The 16,242-nt window shown below is 62.9% G+C and carries 15 protein-coding genes and 1 tRNA gene; all 16 read right to left on the reverse strand.

The genetic code is table 11. From position 1 onward, the window contains the following. Positions 1-10 precede the first annotated feature (10 nt). Positions 11-979 carry a GDP-L-fucose synthase gene (gene fcl / locus AT302_RS26070; protein WP_058376475.1) on the reverse strand — a complete coding sequence of 323 codons (969 nt, stop codon included), beginning with the start codon at positions 977-979 and terminating at the stop codon, positions 11-13. Between the two features lie 10 nt (positions 980-989). Then, on the reverse strand, positions 990-2,405 hold the full coding sequence (locus AT302_RS26075; protein WP_058376476.1) for a mannose-1-phosphate guanylyltransferase/mannose-6-phosphate isomerase: 1,416 nt from the start codon (positions 2,403-2,405) through the stop codon (positions 990-992). Between the two features lie 829 nt (positions 2,406-3,234). Then, positions 3,235-3,310: transfer RNA gene (locus AT302_RS26080), tRNA-Ala, on the reverse strand. A 137-nt stretch (positions 3,311-3,447) separates the two neighbouring features. Next, positions 3,448-5,157: a thiosulfohydrolase SoxB gene (soxB, locus tag AT302_RS26085; protein ID WP_058376477.1), complete on the reverse strand. Its 1,710-nt coding sequence runs from the start codon at positions 5,155-5,157 to the stop codon at positions 3,448-3,450. 78 nt (positions 5,158-5,235) lie between these two features. After that, positions 5,236-5,766, reverse strand: a complete 531-nt coding sequence (locus AT302_RS26090; protein WP_407668811.1) for a TlpA family protein disulfide reductase — start codon at positions 5,764-5,766, stop codon at positions 5,236-5,238. A 69-nt stretch (positions 5,767-5,835) separates the two neighbouring features. Next, positions 5,836-6,486: a sulfur oxidation c-type cytochrome SoxX gene (gene soxX / locus AT302_RS26095; RefSeq protein WP_058376478.1), complete on the reverse strand. Its 651-nt coding sequence runs from the start codon at positions 6,484-6,486 to the stop codon at positions 5,836-5,838. Positions 6,487-6,505: 19 nt separating this feature from the next. After that, the gene (gene soxA, locus AT302_RS26100; protein ID WP_407668854.1) at positions 6,506-7,297 is read right to left on the reverse strand and encodes a sulfur oxidation c-type cytochrome SoxA; all 792 of its coding nucleotides are present in this window, start codon (positions 7,295-7,297) and stop codon (positions 6,506-6,508) included. Between the two features lie 188 nt (positions 7,298-7,485). Continuing rightward, a complete protein-coding gene (soxZ, locus tag AT302_RS26105; protein ID WP_058376479.1) occupies positions 7,486-7,797 on the reverse strand; it encodes a thiosulfate oxidation carrier complex protein SoxZ in 312 nt (103 codons plus the stop codon). 30 nt (positions 7,798-7,827) lie between these two features. After that, a complete protein-coding gene (gene soxY, locus AT302_RS26110; RefSeq protein WP_058376480.1) occupies positions 7,828-8,295 on the reverse strand; it encodes a thiosulfate oxidation carrier protein SoxY in 468 nt (155 codons plus the stop codon). Between the two features lie 120 nt (positions 8,296-8,415). Continuing rightward, the gene (locus tag AT302_RS26115; RefSeq protein ID WP_058376481.1) at positions 8,416-8,745 is read right to left on the reverse strand and encodes a c-type cytochrome; all 330 of its coding nucleotides are present in this window, start codon (positions 8,743-8,745) and stop codon (positions 8,416-8,418) included. Positions 8,746-8,827: 82 nt separating this feature from the next. Then, positions 8,828-9,931 carry a c-type cytochrome gene (locus AT302_RS26120; protein ID WP_174554635.1) on the reverse strand — a complete coding sequence of 368 codons (1,104 nt, stop codon included), beginning with the start codon at positions 9,929-9,931 and terminating at the stop codon, positions 8,828-8,830. A 91-nt stretch (positions 9,932-10,022) separates the two neighbouring features. Next, positions 10,023-11,396, reverse strand: coding sequence for a sulfite dehydrogenase (gene soxC, locus AT302_RS26125; RefSeq protein WP_058376482.1), 1,374 nt, complete (start codon positions 11,394-11,396; stop codon positions 10,023-10,025). A 192-nt stretch (positions 11,397-11,588) separates the two neighbouring features. Next, entirely contained in the window at positions 11,589-11,936 is a 348-nt protein-coding gene (locus AT302_RS26130; protein ID WP_058376483.1) for an ArsR/SmtB family transcription factor, read from the reverse strand. A 390-nt stretch (positions 11,937-12,326) separates the two neighbouring features. Further along, a complete protein-coding gene (locus tag AT302_RS26135) occupies positions 12,327-14,141 on the reverse strand; it encodes a ShlB/FhaC/HecB family hemolysin secretion/activation protein (protein ID WP_058376484.1) in 1,815 nt (604 codons plus the stop codon). 216 nt (positions 14,142-14,357) lie between these two features. After that, entirely contained in the window at positions 14,358-15,698 is a 1,341-nt protein-coding gene (locus AT302_RS26140) for an NAD(P)/FAD-dependent oxidoreductase (protein ID WP_058376485.1), read from the reverse strand. Positions 15,699-15,706: 8 nt separating this feature from the next. After that, the gene (locus tag AT302_RS27780; RefSeq protein ID WP_058376486.1) at positions 15,707-16,234 is read right to left on the reverse strand and encodes a c-type cytochrome; all 528 of its coding nucleotides are present in this window, start codon (positions 16,232-16,234) and stop codon (positions 15,707-15,709) included. Between the last annotated feature and the right edge of the window lie 8 nt (positions 16,235-16,242).

A 16,242-nucleotide genomic window follows, 5' to 3' on the forward strand; every position in this document is an offset into this window, starting at 1 on the left:
GCAGTGTTCCTTATACGCGGGTTGAAGCCGAATTCAAAAAATCCTGATAGGCCAGTGGCAAGCCTCGTGCCAGCGACACACCCGCCGACCATCCGAGGCTATTGAGCCGCTCGCTATTCATGAGCTTGCGCGGAGCGCCGTCCGGCTTAGTCGCATCGAACTGGATCTCGCCGGTATAACCCACTGTGGCGGCAACCGTCTGAGCCAGTTCGCGAATCGACACATCGTCACCAAAGCCGACGTTGATATGGCTGAGCATCGGCTGCGTGTGTGTGTCATACACGTCGCGTGAGAGATTCATCACATGCACGCTGGCCGCCGCCATATCGTCCACATAAAGGAATTCGCGACGCGGCGTACCGCTCCCCCACACCACGACGGTCGGTGCGTCAGCCGCTTTGGCCTCGTGAAAACGGCGCAGCAACGCCGGAATCACATGACTGTTTTCCGGGTGATAGTTGTCGCCCGGGCCATAGAGATTGGTCGGCATGACGCTGCGATAGTCCACACCGTACTGGCGGTTGTAGCTCTCGCACAACTTGATGCCTGCGATTTTCGCAATGGCATAAGGTTCGTTGGTCGGCTCTAGCGTGCCGCTCAGCAACGCATCCTCACGCATCGGTTGTGCCGCGAGCTTTGGGTAGATGCAACTGGAGCCGAGAAACAGCAACTTACCTACGCCATGCCGATAGGCAGAATCGATCACGTTCGCCTGAAGCACCAGGTTGTCGTAGATGAATTCGGCGGGATACGTGTTGTTGGCATGAATGCCGCCCACCTTCGCTGCCGCCAGATACACCTGATCAATGGCTTCGGCGGCAAAAAAGGCCTGCACATCGGCCTGGCACGTGAGGTCCAGTTCCGCTCGGGTACGAGTGACGATTCGATCGGTGGGATGTCCAGCGGCTACCAGTTGACGCACGATCGCGCTGCCCACCATGCCGCGGTGGCCTGCAACGAAGATTTTTGGGTAAGTCATAAAATAAATGCTACGCCCTACCGTAGGTATCTTCGAGGCGAATGATATCGTCCTCGCCCAGATAGCTGCCGGATTGGATTTCAATGATTTCGAGCTCGACCTTGCCCGGATTGCGCAGACGGTGCACTTCACCGATAGGGATATAGGTCGATTGATTTTCACTCAACAGGAACGTCTCGTTACCGCGCGTGACTTCGGCAACGCCCTTGACAACGATCCAGTGTTCGGCGCGGTGATGGTGCTTCTGCAAACTCAGGGCCGCACCAGGCCGCACCCCGATCCGCTTGACCTGAAACCTCTCGCCGGCTTCCAACGCGTCATACCAGCCCCACGGCCGCGCCACCTTGCGATGCGCAACCGCTTCTACGTATTGTTCCGTTTCGAGGCGGCTGACCACTTCCTTCACATCCTCGGCACAGTGGCGGCTCGCGACCAGCACGGCATCCGGCGTATCGACGATCACCAGATCCTCCGTTCCGAGCGCGACGACCGGGCGATGCGGGGCACGAATAAACGTATTGCTCGACTTGTGCACAAAACCACGGCCGTGTACGCGGTTGCCGCGCTCGTCCGGCTGAGCCAGATCCGCCACCGCATTCCAACTGCCGACATCGCTCCACTGTCCACGAAACGGGAACACCACGACATTGCTGTGTCGTTCGATCACGGCGAAGTCGATGCTCTGCGATCGACACTGCTTCAACGCGGCCGCATCCGGACGGACGAACGTGTGACCGGACGGCGCGTTATCCTTCTGCGCGCCGAGCATTGCCTGCTGACAGCATTCGAGAATATCTGGCGCGAATCTCGCCAGTGCGTCGATCAGAGTGGATGCTTTGCAAAGGAAAATACCCGCGTTCCAAAGCACGTCGCCCGAGAGCAGCAGCGCCTGGGCCTTGTCGGCAGGTGGTTTTTCGATGAACTCTACGACCGGAAAACTGCCGTCGGCTTGTTTTTCTCCGAAGCGAATGTAGCCGTACGCCGTGCTGGGTAGCGAAGGCACCACGCCGAAGGTCACAATCGCCCCGGCCTCAGCGGCGGCGACGCCAGACTGGACCATCTCAACGAAAGCGGAAACGTCCGGGATGTGGTGGTCTGCCGGGCAGAAAAGCAGCAGTTCGTCCGGCGAGGACTCGCCAAGTGCTGCCAGCGCCATCGCGGCGGCAGTATTGCGCGGCGTGGACTCGAGAATGAGGCTTCCGGTCGTGCCCGCGCGCTGCATCGCATCGACCACCATGAAGCGATGATCTTCGGCAGCCACCGTCACCACGCGATCGCCGAGCGCCTTGACGCGCCGAAGCGTCATATCAAGCAGGCTCGAGTCGCCAATCAGTTCCGCAAACTGTTTCGGAAAGCTCTTGCGCGAAAGGGGCCACAGCCGGGTACCGGAGCCTCCGCAAAGCACTACAGGGATAATTTGCTTCATAGTTTGGGATGCACTAGCTTCACTACTCGTATGGCCACGACTTGCGTAGACATGCTGTCGAATTTCCGGCGCGCGTTATGCGCAGCCGTCGTGTTCTTGCGTGAGCTGAAACCGCTGAGGGCGTCGCCAGAGCCGACGCGCGCCCCACTCACCTTGTACAGGCCTTCGGTTTCCCGCAAATTATGTTGTTGAGACGACGCGTACGCCAATTGCGTCTGCACGTCTTTTTGTCACGCCCCCCAAGGCACGGATATCCCCCTTTCAATGCGAAGGCTCGGTCACTGGCACATTTCGTTATATCGAATGACCAAGATCCGCCCATCACATTCAGCTACGCTCGCGATATGAAGAATCACGCTGGGTATTTACCACCGGCTCCCTATGGAGAACGAGCCGCGTCCATTGTGATCCAGGGCTTTTAATGCGAGCGCCCCGTTCAAGTGTCCTGAAAAATTCAAATACTCAGCACTAACAGCACAGCAAAAGCAACGTTACCAGCGAAGCCGGTCACCCGCGCCCCTGGTTGCCAAATGTTACACCAGTGTCGCTAGCGGCCCGCCCTAAGACGGCACGGTCGAAAATTGTATCGTTGGCCAGAGCGTGCTGGCAAACCAAATTCCTCATAGCCGCTTTCGTACTGATATTAATTGCATGGCACCGCAACATTTTGACAACACTTTCCGGAATTCAGGGCTTGTGAGTCAAGTTTCGATGTAATCGCAAAAAACCAGATTGATTTAATACGGACGTCAAATACGCAATGGCGTTCGGCAGAATATCGGGTCGAAAAGCGGCCCTAATGTTAGAGGCCGCTTTTGAAAAGAGGCACTGGTGGAGCGGAGGAGGATCGAACTCCCGACCTTCGCATTGCGAACGCGACGCTCTCCCAGCTGAGCTACCGCCCCACACGAAGCCCCGATTATAGCGGCTTTTTCACAGACAACGAGCAGCCGACAAAATTGGTCGGGATTTATGAAATTTCCCGAAGTATCAATAACTTAAGCGACCGCCGATGCGTTTCAGCGGCCCCGCGCGGCCGCGATCAGGCCGCCCCCTGGTTCCCCTTCATGCCCTTGATCACCGGCACTTTCGGCGCCTTTGCCACGATGGTCTTCTGGGCTCGCAGGTAGCGCGCCACCACGTCCCAGACCGGCTCGCCCTGAGCGCCTTCAGCCACCGGCGCCCAGCCAGCCACCTTGTACGTCTTGCCGGCATCGATCGGCTTGCCGTTCAGGCGCATGTCTGTGATGCGCTGGCCCATCGGCGCCATCGGATCGATCGTGTAGTCCATGCCGCCGACCCGCACCATGTCGCCGCCCTGCTGGTAGTACGGGTCCGGGTTGAACAGGTTGTCGGCCACGTCTTCGAGCACGGTCTTGATCGTCTCGCCCGTCATCGGCGTGAGCGTCGTATACGGATAGGTAATCGCCGTCTGATCGAGCAGTTGCTCCATCGTGATCGCCTGCCCCGGCAGGAGCGACGTGCCCCAGCGGAAACCCGGCGAGAAGCCGATTTCGGCATCCTTCTCGGCCATGACGGCATCGAGCAGCAACTGGTCGAAGGTGCCGTTGAAATTCCCGCGCCGGTACAACACGCCCTCCGTCACGGCGAGCGGTTCGGCCAGTTTCGCGGCAAACGGCGCACGCACGCGCTCGATCAGCGCCTGCATCGGCGCGTCGGCCGGCAGCAGGTTCGCAAAGATCGGCAACAGTTTGTAGCGGAAGTCGACCGGCTTGCCGCCCTTGACGTCGAAGTCGAGCACCGCGAGGAACTTGCCGTTCGAGCCCGCGTTGGTCACGAGCGTTTTGCCGCCCGCGTTCTCCACGATCACCGGCTTGGGCACGCCGTCATGGGTGTGCCCGCCCAGAATCGCATCGATGCCGCGCACGCGTGACGCCAGCTTCAGGTCGACGTCCATGCCGTTGTGCGAGAGCACCACCACGACCTGCGCCCCCTTGCCCCGTACCTCGTCGACCATCGACTGCAAACGCTCTTCCTGAATGCCGAAGGTCCAGTCAGGCACGAGGTAACGCGGGTTGGCGATCGGGGTGTACGGGAACGCCTGCCCGATGATCGCCACCGGCACGCCGTTCATCGACTTCATCGTATATGGCGCAAAGACGGGGTCGCCGAAGTCGTTGGTCTGCACGTTCTGGGCGACGAAATCGATTTTGCCCTTGAGCTGCTCTTCGACCACCGACTTCACTCGCTCGGCCCCGTAGGTGAATTCCCAGTGCGCCGTCATCACGTCGACGCCCAACGCGAGCGTGGCGTCGACCATGTCCTGCCCCTTGGTCCACATGGCCGTGCCGGAGCCCTGCCACGTGTCGCCGCCGTCGAGCAGCAAGGCACCCGGGCGCGACGCCTTCATGCGCTTGACCAGCGTGGCCAGATGCGCAAAACCGCCCACCTTGCCGTAAGTGCGCGACGCCGCAGCGAAGTCGAGATAGGTGAATGCGTAAGCGTCGGGGGTGCCCGGACGCAGCCCGTAGGCCTTCAGGAACGCGTCGCCGACCAGATGCGGCGCGCGGTTGGCCTGCGCGCCGATGCCCAGATTGACGCTCGGCTCACGGAAGTAGATCGGCAGCAACTGCGCATGGCAGTCGGTGAAGTGCAGAAAGTGCACGTTGCCGAATTTCGGCAGATCGTAAAACGTCGCAGCCGCCTTGGCCGCCGCCGTCTCGTGATGCGACAGTGCCATCCCGCCGGCCGCTGCCACCGCCAATACCTGCATGAACTCGCGTCGATCCATTTCGTCTCCCTGGCACGCGCCTCTGGTGGCGCGCTTTTTATGTCATTCGTCGGTCACTGCCAGCGCCGCGCGCCGACATCACTTGCCTGCGTAATCCGCCAGCGCCGCCACATCCTCGCCGAACATCTCGCCGACTTCCTTGCGCAAGACTTTGCCGTCGCGGCCAATCACGTAAAGCTCCGGCAGCCCGCGCCGCTTGCCGAGCGCCGCCTGCCACGCCTCGTTATCCATACCCGCCGGGAACGTGTAGCGATGCGCCTTGAGATAGTCGATCGCCTCGGCCGGTTTCTTGTCGATCGACAGCGTAACGATCTGGATCGGCTTGCCGCGCGTGGCCTCGTACAACTTCTGAAGATGCGGATTCTGCTGCGCACAGAACGGGCACCACGACGCCCAGTACTCGACGATCACCGTGCGGCCCTTGAACGACTCGGCCGGCAGCGTCTTGCCATCGAACGTCACGAGCGACGGCAAGGTGACCGTGTCGCCCACATCCACCGCTTGCGCGGGCATGCCGAAGGCCATGATCGCAGCGCCAAAGATGACGAGCGCCGCCCGCCGCGCGGCGTTGTCGCAGGCGGTACGAATTGAACGAAACAGGGATGTCATGAGGAACTCCGGAAGCCGGCCGGTCACCTGTCGTCTTCACGCAGGCGGCCGGCCGGTACGGCAGACGACTTACTGATTGACCGGCGAGGCCGGGTCGAGCAACAGCGCCATCACGTCTTTCAACTGCTGTTCGGTCAGGATGCCCGCTGCGCCGAAACGCGGCATGTTCGAGCACGCCATATAGCTGTGCGAGTCATAGACCTTGGCCCACGTGTACTTCACGACTTCGGGCGAATCGCCGCGCAGCTTGCCGTAGTTGTACAGCGACGGACCGATGTTGCCGAACGAGATCTCAGTCTTGGTCAACTGGTGACACGCGTAGCAGTTGCCGCCGTTGACCGTGTCGGCCTTGTCGGTGAACTGCATGCCGCGACCGTTCTGGGCCACCTTCTCGCCCTCTTTCCAGTCGCCCAGATACTTGCCGTCAGCCGGCGCCTTGACGGCAGCCAGTTCGGCCTTCTGCAAACGCTCGGCAATCTTGGCCGGCATCGGCTTCGTCGCGTATTGCGTGCACAGCTTCTGCAATTCGCTCTGATCGATACGGTCGAGTTGTGCGATGCCCGACGCACGGAACGAGTCGCGCAGCTCCTGCACGACAGCGGCATCGGTCGAGCCGGTCACGAGCTTCGCGCCCTCGCCCTGTGCGAATGCTGCGCCGATGACGAGTGCCCCGGCCGCGCCCAGCACGGCGGTCGCCGTGCGCAATGCGAATGATTTCATGGGTGTGCCTCGTGATCGGTCAGCGCTTCAGGCCGGGGGCGTCCATCTTGCCGCCGTTGGCCATCACACCGAGGAAAGTAATCAGATCGATCGACGCCTGCGAGCCGTAGTTCAGCTCAGGCATGCGCTGCTGACGGAAGCAGTCGTACATGCGCCACTGAATCGTGCGCAGTGCGCCTTGCGAGACACGGTAGCCCGGCCACGTCGCAAACGCCTGACGGGCGGCGGCGGGCTTGGTCAGATTCGGCAGATCCTGCAAGCGGATGCGCTTGTCGTCCGACCCGTGACACGACGCGCACGAGAAGTCGTACGGTCCGGCACGGTAGTAGAAAATCTTCTGGCCGCGCGCGTAGGCATCCTTCTCTTCCTTGTGCGCTTGCGGCACATGGATGACGGCGCCGCGCGACTGGCCCGCCACATAGGCGGTCAGCGACTCGAGATCGGTCGGGTCCTGCCCTTCCTTCGAGAACGGCTGCTTGATAACGTCGGCCCGCTTGAAGCCTTGCAGATTCACCATGCATTCGACGATGCGCGACTCGGCGTCGAGCACGCGTTTGGCATCGGGGAAATAGCGGGGCAGTTGTGCGTAGGCGTCTTTCACGACACCGGCGCCGAGGCCGAGATCGCATTGCGCGAGCGAGACATTGTTCGGGCCGCGCGGTGTTTTCCAGAGCTCTTCGCCGCGCATCTCGATCAGTTCGGCCGGATTACCGTCGGCAAGCATCTCGCGATATTGCGCGATCGCGTCGGCGGTCGATTGACCGGCGGCAAATGCGGGGGCGCTGAGGCCCGCGATGGCGATGGCGAACATACCGCCGAGCACTGTCCGACGCAGCCATGTTTTGTGTCGCGGGGTGCTCACCCGTGCGCTATCTTGCGCATCAAGCATCTGACTCTCCTCTGTGTGGGTTGTTCGGCGCATCGCGAGGAGACTCCCCGCGAGCGCCACCGCGCACTTCCCGGCGCTTGATTCCTGCTTGACTGGTGCTCGACGCGTGCTCAGGCGACTGCGGTCTCGTCGGTACGTGTGTCGCCCTTGTTGTCGACCCACGTGACCGTGACCTTGTCACCCTTCTTGGCGCCCTTGAACTTGAACGACAGGAACGGATCCTTCGACACTGCCGGACCCCATTCCGCCGTCAGCACGGTCTTGCCGTTGCAGGCGACCGTCACCGTCTGGATGAAGTGTGCGGGCACGATATTACCGGAAGCGTCTTTGCGCTGACCGGTTTCCATGATGTGGCTCATCAGCACCTTGACCTCGACGACTCCGCCGGCCTCGGTTGCGCGAATGCGCATCGGATTACCCATGTGTGGCTCCTCGTTATTCTCTTCGCGCGCTTAACCGCCGCAGCCGCCCAGCGTGACCTTGATTTCCTTCTCGGCCACGAGGTACTTGTTATCCGCCTTGACGAGCGCGTAGACCTTCGAGGTCTGGCCCATCTTGACGCGCGTGGTCACCGACGGGTCGGTGCCATCGGGAATGTCGAACGACGCCGCGAGGGTGTTCGGATTCTTCTCGATCAGAATCGCGATCGATTGCGTGTTCGGCGCCTTGCTCGTGACCGCCACCGGCACGACTGCACCGTTCTCGGCAATGTCGGGTGCGGTAAGCACGACCAGATCGCTCGGGCTGGCGCTCGTGCCACCCAGTGCCTTGACCGTATCGGCAACGCTCTTGGTCGCAAACGCCGCCTTGTTCCACTGCGCTTCTGCCGCGCGTGCCTCTTCGGGCTTGATCAGCCCAGCGGCCACCGCCAGTCCCATTACCGCGGAAAACCGCAGCATGTCGCGTCGCTGTTGGTTCATCTTCGTGTGTTTCCTTCTCTGAAGGCCGCCGGTGCGAGACATCCTGAACGCACCGGCCGCCGTTCGCTCATCCGGCCCCCTCGCGAACGAGGCGTGCCGCCTGAGCCCCCTGCCCCGGACTTACTTCGCCGGGGCGCCTGCCAGAACCCAATCCACCAGGATCTTGGCGTCGGCATCCGACATGTTCGGGTGCGCCGGCATCGGGATCGGACCCCAGACGCCTGCACCGCCACCCTTCACTTTCTTCACCAGCTTGGCCACGGCATCCTTGTCGCCCTTGTACTTGGCAGCGACGTCCTGATAGGACGGGCCCACGAGCTTCTTGTCGACGGCGTGGCAACCCATACAGGCGTTAGCGGCGGCGAGCTTGGTTGCGGCGGCAACATCGACACCGGCGTGCGCCAGCGAGGTACCGGCCAGCATCGCGGCGGCGATCAACAACTTTTTCATCGTATCTCCTTCGATTTATGTAGGGGACGGTGTCCTGCGGCGGCATGCGGAACATGGCGCTGCCGTCGGACACCTTGCCCGCTCACTGTGCACCACGGAGAATCCAGTCGACCATCGTACGGACGTCGGTTTCGGCGACCTGCGACTGCGGCGGCATTGGCATGCTGCCCCAGTTACCGGCGCCGCCGGCACGTATCTTCGCCACCAATTTTTCAGTCGCATCCGACTGCCCATGGTACTTGGTGGCAACCTCCGAAAAGGCGGGCCCGATCTTCTTGTCGGTGACGCCGTGACAGGCCAGACAACCGTTTTTGTCCGCAAGCGTTGCTGCCGGTGACGTCACGGCGGCGGTTTGGGCCGGTGCGTCCGGACTCGCCATGCCAAGCGTGGCGAGAGCCGCCATCTTGCGCACCGACGCATTTTGCGCGGCGGTGCCTGAGAGCGGCGGCAGCTTCGTATCGACACCGCGCACCGGTCCGATGACTCGGTTTTGCGCGGCCAGATCTCCATGTGCGTCGCGGGCGTACGCAGGGAGTGCGGACGTCACGATACCAGCCCCGGGACAATCCTGCATACACGCGCTGTTATGGGTATCCGGTTTGTCTCCCACGCGCCACATGCCGTGCGCGCGCGTCATGCCGTTGCGGTTGGGCATGCGCTGCTGCACGTCGGCGATGTTCTTGTCGGACAGCACGAAATCGGCCGGCACGATCTCGCCCAAATTCAGAATATAAGCGGTGACCGCATAGACTTCGTCGGGCGTCAGGGATCGCGGCGCGTTCCAGGGCATGGCGCGGCGGATGTAGTCCCAGATCGTGGATACAGTGTTGACCTTCATCAGCGTGGTGCGCACCGGCTGGTTGTTCGCGCGCAGCGAGGCGACGTGACCGGTCTTGATGTCGTCGTCCGTGGTGCCGCCCACCAGCGGATTGAACACCTCGTTGCTCTCGCCAAACGTGCCGTGGCAAGACGCGCAGCGTGCGTCGAAGAGCTTCTGCCCGTCGGCCACCGAACCTTGCCCCTTTGGCAGCCCCTTGAAGTCGGGCCGCACGTCGATGTCCCACGCGTTCAGTTCGGCGGGCGTGGCGTCGCGGCCGATGCCGGCGGGCGCTTTGATGGCCGGGGCTTTCGTCGCGGGTGCGGCAGCAGGGGCGGCATGGGCAGATGTGCTCACCCATGCGCTCACGGTCAGCCCGGCCACGGCAAGCGCGCTCGCCCAAAGGCAGGCGACGGCGACCGCCTGAAGCCGGCGGCGCACGGCGGGGCGCTTGGCCAATTTAGTCGACGTGGACATTGGTCACCTCCCCGCTGGCAGCCACTTGCCAAGTCTGGATCGCATTGTTGTGATAAATCGACTTGGTGCCGCGCACATCGCGCAACTGGCGGTAACGCGGCTGCACGTAGCCTGTCTCGTCCACCGCACGGCTTTGCAGCAGTGCTGGCGAGCCATCCCACTGCCAGTCGAAGTTAAAGCGTGTGAGGCACTTGGGCAGCACGGGCGACTCGATGCGCGCCGCACGCCACGACTTGCCGCCATCGGTCGACACATCGACGCGTTTGATGCGCCCGCGTCCCGACCACGCCAGCCCCGTCACGTTGAAATAACCGCGATCGAGCAACGCCTGCCCGCCCGAGGGCGACGTGATGACCGACTTGCACTCCTGAATCGACGTGTACTGGCGGTGCTGACCGTCCGGCATCAGGTCGACGTAGTGACTCGTTTCATCCTTGGCATTCCACGGCGCATCGCCGACCTTGATGCGGCGCAGCCATTTCACCCACGACACGCCCTGCACACCGGGCACGACCAGACGCAGCGGGTAGCCATTCTCCGGGCGCAGCATTTCGCCGTTCATGCCCCATGCCACGAGCACATCCGAGAGGGCGGCTTCCATCGAAATGGTGCGCGTCATGCCGGAGCCGTCGCCCCCTTCGGCAAGCACGTATTGACCGCGCTTGATATCGGCGCCCACATCGTCGAGCAGTACCGACAGCGGCACACCGGTGAACTCACAGCACGAGAGCATGCCGTGCGTGTACTGCACCGTGGGCACGGCCGAGTTACCCCACTCCATGCCGGTGTTGGCGCCGCACTCGATGAAGTGCATGCGCGAGACGGACGGCAACCGCATGATGTCGTCCATCGTGTAGACCTTCGATTCGCGCACCATGCCGTGCACCATCAGACGGTGCTGGGTCGGGTCGATCTCCTGCCAGCCCTGATGGTGACGCTCGAAGTGCAGGCCGCTCGGCGTGATGATGCCGAACAGCCCCTGAAGCGGCGTGAAGGCAACCGACGCCTGTGTCGTCTGCGTAAGCCCCGGCGATTGCCGGCGTTGCAGGTTGGCTTCGAATTTCGACGGCATGCCGTACGGGCGTGCGGCCACCGCTTGACCCAGTGACGTCGCCCACGGGCGCGGCTCCAGAATCATCGGATCGCCATCGCCGAGCGACTTGGGGGCGTCGGCGGCAAAGGCTGCACCACCGGCGAGGGCGGCGCCAGCAGCCAGAAAGCTGCGTTGCAGGAAATTGCGGCGTGTGGGGTTTAGCCCGTCACGGGCGATGTCGCCGGCCAGTGTGCCGTCGATGAAATTCTCCGGAGCCCGGCGCAACCGGCCGGCTCGCGATGTGCTATCGCTGGTCTTGCTCACCCTGTCTCCTCGCGTTTTGTGGCGCCCGAGCGCGTCGCGAAGGACACGGATCGGGCTAGAGCAGGCTCACATCACCTCGTGCGAACCGGCTCTGGAACCTCGCGCGGTCTCGTCGCCGCGCTGCACTACGGGTCTTGCAATGTTGCGATGTTGCTTCGTAGGGTGTGTCGTATGGCGATGACGCCAGCCGCGTTACTGACCGCGCGGCATGAAGCCGTCGACCGCACGGTGCGGCAGCGCCTCCTCTTCGAGCCGGCCGGCCACCTGCACGCACACGGCGCGGCAGATCTCGACCACGCCCGTATCCGCAATCGTGTAGTACACCTGATTGCCCTCCTTGCGACGCCCCAGCACACCCGCCTGATACATCGCGTTGAGATGTCGCGAAACGTTCGTCTGCGACGAATTCACCGCCGTCACCACATCGCTCACCGATTGTTCGCCACCGCACAAGGCATGCAGAATGCGCAGCCGGGTCGGCTCGGAGAGCAGGCTGAAGTAGTGAGATACCTTTTCGAATACGCGGTCGAGTTCTTCCATGACGTTCGGCAATCAAGTTCGTGTGAAGGCGTGAATGAGACCGTATATGCCTACATACGCATATACGGATAATCGAAATAACGGGCGAGATAAGCAAGCTGCGCTGCAACATGTCGGAGGCCGATCTATTGCGCGGCGTTCGCCGTAATTTCGGAGCTGAAGTGGTTTTTCCGTGTATACAGCCGGATATAGCGCGCAGCGGGTTATGCCGCAGCGAGTGGGTCGTGACAACGCCGGTCGGCAAGTCGCTCGACGACTCCGACGTGACGCGCATGGATGGCATCAGGGAAAAACCTGATAAGAAAAATGACGCGGGACGTCGCACCAGAGCACTGCACTCTGCGTACGACGTCCCGAATGACGTCAGCGGCAAGTCACCGCACATGCGGTTCACTCGAATTGGTAGGAGTAGTTGGCGTTGAAACGCAGCGGCCGGTTAGTCGAGTTGGTCGGCGCGTCAGCCATCGGCTTGGCGACCGACAGATCGAGCGTGTAGTACTTCCGGTCGGAGATGCGCACGCCGAGACCGACGGACGCCAGACTGTTGTGAACGACTTGCCCGTAGTTCACGTAGACACGCGCGGTGTCGGCGATCAGGTAAGGCTGAACCGTCTTCAGATAGCGGAAGTCGGTGCGAAACATCCGGTTGATCTCGATCGATGCGCCCCAGCCCTTGTCGCCGGCCACTTCACCCGCCGGGTAGCCAAGGCCGTAGCGCGTGCCCCCGAACGTGGCCTGTTCAGACGTCGGCAACGTATTGCTGCTGTACTGTGCGCCGGCCGAGACGACGACGCCGAAGTCCCACGGCAGCACCACGCCTTGTTTCGCATCGAGCGTGAAGCGCCAGAACCCGAGATCGTACGGCCCGAGAATCTGCTGAATGCCGGCGGGCTGCGTGGTGTACGACTGGCTCGCGCCCAGTCCGTTGAAGCCCTTGAACACGCCCAGCGTCGCGCTGCGCGTCTGCTTGTCGGTGACTTCGTTATAGGCGAGCTGCACCTGTGCGGCCCGCACGTTGGCCTGCGAATTGATGAAGTTCGGCGAGTCCGGCACTTCGTACCGGTCGCGCGAATTGACGCCGTACATGCCGCCGCTGGCCGTCAGGCTGCGCTGGTTGTTCAGCAAAATCGGATACGACAGGCTCACGGCCACACGCTTGGTATCGAGGTGACGCGTCAGCCCGGCGAGGGCCTGATCGTCCGGCTGACCGCGATAGTGCGACGCATCGAGACGCGCTTGCAAGCCGTTTGAGCCGAGCGGCTGGATGTACGACGCCGAGTAAAACTCTTCGTCGTTGTGCCCCTTCGGCGCGATGGCCGTCAGTTGAATCTGCTCGCCCAGCGGCGTCAGCGCGTTGCTCGTCACCGTGAACACGCCGCGAATGCCCGGGTTGTTATACGAGAGCGACGTGCCCGCGGCGATCGGCTGGCGCGAGACATCGAGCGAGAGTTCGGTGGCGCCGTCGGTCTGCGTGGGCGGCTGCACGTCGGCCTTGATCTTCATGCCGGGCACGAGCGTGAGCAGGTTCAGGTAGCGCTCGAACGTGGCGCGCTTGAGCGGGCGCTCGGCTTCGATGTGCGCAGCGATATCGCGCAGACGCTGCTCGGACGGCCCCGGCTTGCCGGTGATCTTCGTGGACGAGATATAGCCCTCGACGATGGTCACACGCACGAAACCGTTGGCGAAGTCCTGCGCGGGCACGAAGGCGAACGACAGCAGGTAGCCGGCGTCCTGATACATCTTCGTGACCTGATTGGCCTTCTCGACCAGATCGCCGATGGTCACTTCCTTGCCGGCCAACGGGGCGAAAAGCGCCGCCACCTGCTCGAACGGAATCGACTTCACGCCTTCGATACCGAAGCGCTGCGGCGTGATCGGTCGTGCCAGCAACGCCTTGAGGGCGTCGTCCTGCGAGGGTGGCTGGATGTGAATGGTGGCAGGCGCTGCCTTGGGTGCCTCGATTTTCGGAAGGCTTTGCAACGGGTCGCCGCGCACTGGGCTGCTGTCGGCCCACGCCGGCTGGCTGGTGAGCCACCCGCCGATGCCGACGATGGCGACAGCGGTTACGGAAACCGAAATGGATACCGATACGGCACGGTGGACGATACGAACTACGCTGACAACTTTGCGGCTGCGAACGGTCTTGACCGAGTCCCCGCGCGTGTCGCGCGACGCAAGACGGGACCCTCCCTGGCGATACGCCATCCCTATGCCCCCCAGCTTATTTTTTCGTGGAGCCAGTGTAACCGAGAGGCCTCAGGCCCCGTCAATGAAGGAAAGCAGGGGGACTGAGGCGCACGCGCAACAACCGCGCGACAAGTCAGCCCAAAGGCGATGGCACCGGGGTTTCGTCACTTAGAGAAACCCTTCCAAACGCGCTGGACTATTACGTTGCAGGACGAAATACCGCCGGGTGGCGCATCAGGCCAGCATGTCGGCCCAGATTCCCTGCGCCCACGCGAGTCCGAGCGCGAACTCGTCGCCGTTGGCATGGGGCGACGCGCCACCGGTGCCGGGCACGGGCAGCATGGTGCGTTGTGTCGCGTCGTAGCGATGAACGCTCGCGACGTGCATAGCCTGCGTTGCCGAGACGAACGTGTAGCAGGTGTTGCTGTAGAGCGGTTCGGGGTTGACCGGCCGGCCCGCCAACGTCGCGACGATGGCCGCCGCGCACACCTTGCCGTGCTGGTTGGCCATGTGGCCCGACTTGGGCATTTGCGGCGCGATCTGAACGGCGTCGCCCAGCACATGAATGTCGGGTTGTGCCGTCGAGGCAAAGGTCAGGAAATCGACGTCGCACCAACGCCCGTTGGCGGTAGCGAGTCCGCTTGCGGTCGCAATGTCGCCCGCACGCATCGGCGGAATGACGTTCAGGACATCCGCCCGCACCTCTTCGCCCAACTCGAAACGAGCGATCTGCTTCGCGCCGTCCAGCGCGACTTCCGTGCAGTTGAACTGCGGGTGGTACTCGACGATGTCGGCGAACTGCGTGCGCCAGACTTCGTGAAACTGCTCGGCTTCGGCCAACACTTCATCGTTGGCGTCAAAGATGAGCACTTTCGCCCGCGGCTTGTACTGCTTGAGCCATGCGGCGGCCTGACAGGCGCGCTCGTAAGGCGCGGGCGGACAGCGGAACGGCGCCTCGGGGATCGTGATGGCGAAGACGCCGCCCTCGGGCATCGCCTGCAAGCGGGCGTGCAACGCAGCGCTCTCACGTGCGTCGGTCCAGCCGACCGGCAACGCCTCGCGCACGGCGGCGGCGTCGAAGCCTGCGATGGCATCGTGGCGCAGCGCGATGCCCGGCGAGACGATCAGCTTGTCGTACGGGAGACGGCTGCCGTCGGCGAGTTGCACTTGCTTGTGCGCGGCGTCGATGGCGCTGGCGCGCGTGCGCCGCCAGACCACGCCGTGGCGCGCCACGAGCCGGTCATAAGACACAGTGAGATCGCTCACGCGCAGGTTGCCGCCGACGACCAGATTCGACAGCGGCGCGGACACAAAGGCCGCATTCGGCTCGACCAGGGTCACGTCGACGGTGTTGCCCGACAGCATGCGCAGATACTTGGCCGCCGTCGCACCACCAAAGCCGCCGCCGATGATGACCACCCGGGCGCGCCCTTTGATCGGCGTGATCCATGAATTGGCCGCCGATGCGGGCGGCGCGGCAAACGCGCCGGATATGCCGGATATGCCGGATATGCCGGACATGCCGCTCAGCGCTGCCACCGAGCTCATGCCAAGGAGAAAGTCGCGACGATGCATGGCGCGGCCTATTGGGGAGTGCGCGCCGCTTCGGGCGCCGGACGTGCGGAAACCCCGCGAGACAGGGCAGGCGGCTGTGATTGAGATTGCGGAAGCGGCTGCGGAATTGGCTGTGCTGCGAAGTAGGCCGCGATGCGCTGCAACTCCTCGTCGCGATAGCCCTTGAGGAGCTGCGGCATGAGGGTGGCGGGACGAGCAGCATCCCCCTTTGCGTTGCGCAACGCTTGCAGCGTGGCGACGAGTTCGGCCGCCGGACGCCCTTCGAGCTTCGACAGCGATGCTTTGCCTGCGCTCACCGGAGCGGCCGCGTTATGGCAACTCATGCAGGCCATCGCCCAGTCACGGGCTTGCCAGTCGGGTTGGGAGTTGGGCGTCGCAGGCGAAGTCACGAACGCCGGTGATGCGGCCTTCACGATGGTCGGAGCCGCTGTGCCGTCGGGCGATGCGCCACCGGCTATCGGCGACGATGCGGGAGTGGCCAGGGCCGTGGAGGCCGCCACTGCCATCCCCATCGCCAGAATGAATAGCGCCGGCATCGTCCGAA

The sequence above is a fragment of the Pandoraea norimbergensis genome, from assembly GCF_001465545.3.
GTDB lineage: Bacteria > Pseudomonadota > Gammaproteobacteria > Burkholderiales > Burkholderiaceae > Pandoraea > Pandoraea norimbergensis.

Bases quoted from the DNA above. Each gene is read 5' to 3' on its own strand.
- fcl (WP_058376475.1), bottom strand. From the start codon at position 979: ATGACTTACCCAAAAATCTTCGTTGCAGGCCACCGCGGCATGGTGGGC.
- AT302_RS26075 (WP_058376476.1), bottom strand. From the start codon at position 2,405: ATGAAGCAAATTATCCCTGTAGTGCTTTGCGGAGGCTCCGGTACCCGG.
- soxB (WP_058376477.1), bottom strand. From the start codon at position 5,157: ATGGATCGACGCGAGTTCATGCAGGTATTGGCGGTGGCAGCGGCCGGC.
- AT302_RS26090 (WP_407668811.1), bottom strand. From the start codon at position 5,766: ATGACATCCCTGTTTCGTTCAATTCGTACCGCCTGCGACAACGCCGCG.
- soxX (WP_058376478.1), bottom strand. From the start codon at position 6,486: ATGAAATCATTCGCATTGCGCACGGCGACCGCCGTGCTGGGCGCGGCC.
- soxA (WP_407668854.1), bottom strand. From the start codon at position 7,297: ATGTTCGCCATCGCCATCGCGGGCCTCAGCGCCCCCGCATTTGCCGCC.
- soxZ (WP_058376479.1), bottom strand. From the start codon at position 7,797: ATGGGTAATCCGATGCGCATTCGCGCAACCGAGGCCGGCGGAGTCGTC.
- soxY (WP_058376480.1), bottom strand. From the start codon at position 8,295: ATGAACCAACAGCGACGCGACATGCTGCGGTTTTCCGCGGTAATGGGA.
- AT302_RS26115 (WP_058376481.1), bottom strand. From the start codon at position 8,745: ATGAAAAAGTTGTTGATCGCCGCCGCGATGCTGGCCGGTACCTCGCTG.
- AT302_RS26130 (WP_058376483.1), bottom strand. From the start codon at position 11,936: ATGGAAGAACTCGACCGCGTATTCGAAAAGGTATCTCACTACTTCAGC.
- AT302_RS26135 (WP_058376484.1), bottom strand. From the start codon at position 14,141: ATGGCGTATCGCCAGGGAGGGTCCCGTCTTGCGTCGCGCGACACGCGC.
- AT302_RS26140 (WP_058376485.1), bottom strand. From the start codon at position 15,698: ATGCATCGTCGCGACTTTCTCCTTGGCATGAGCTCGGTGGCAGCGCTG.
- AT302_RS27780 (WP_058376486.1), bottom strand. From the start codon at position 16,234: ATGCCGGCGCTATTCATTCTGGCGATGGGGATGGCAGTGGCGGCCTCC.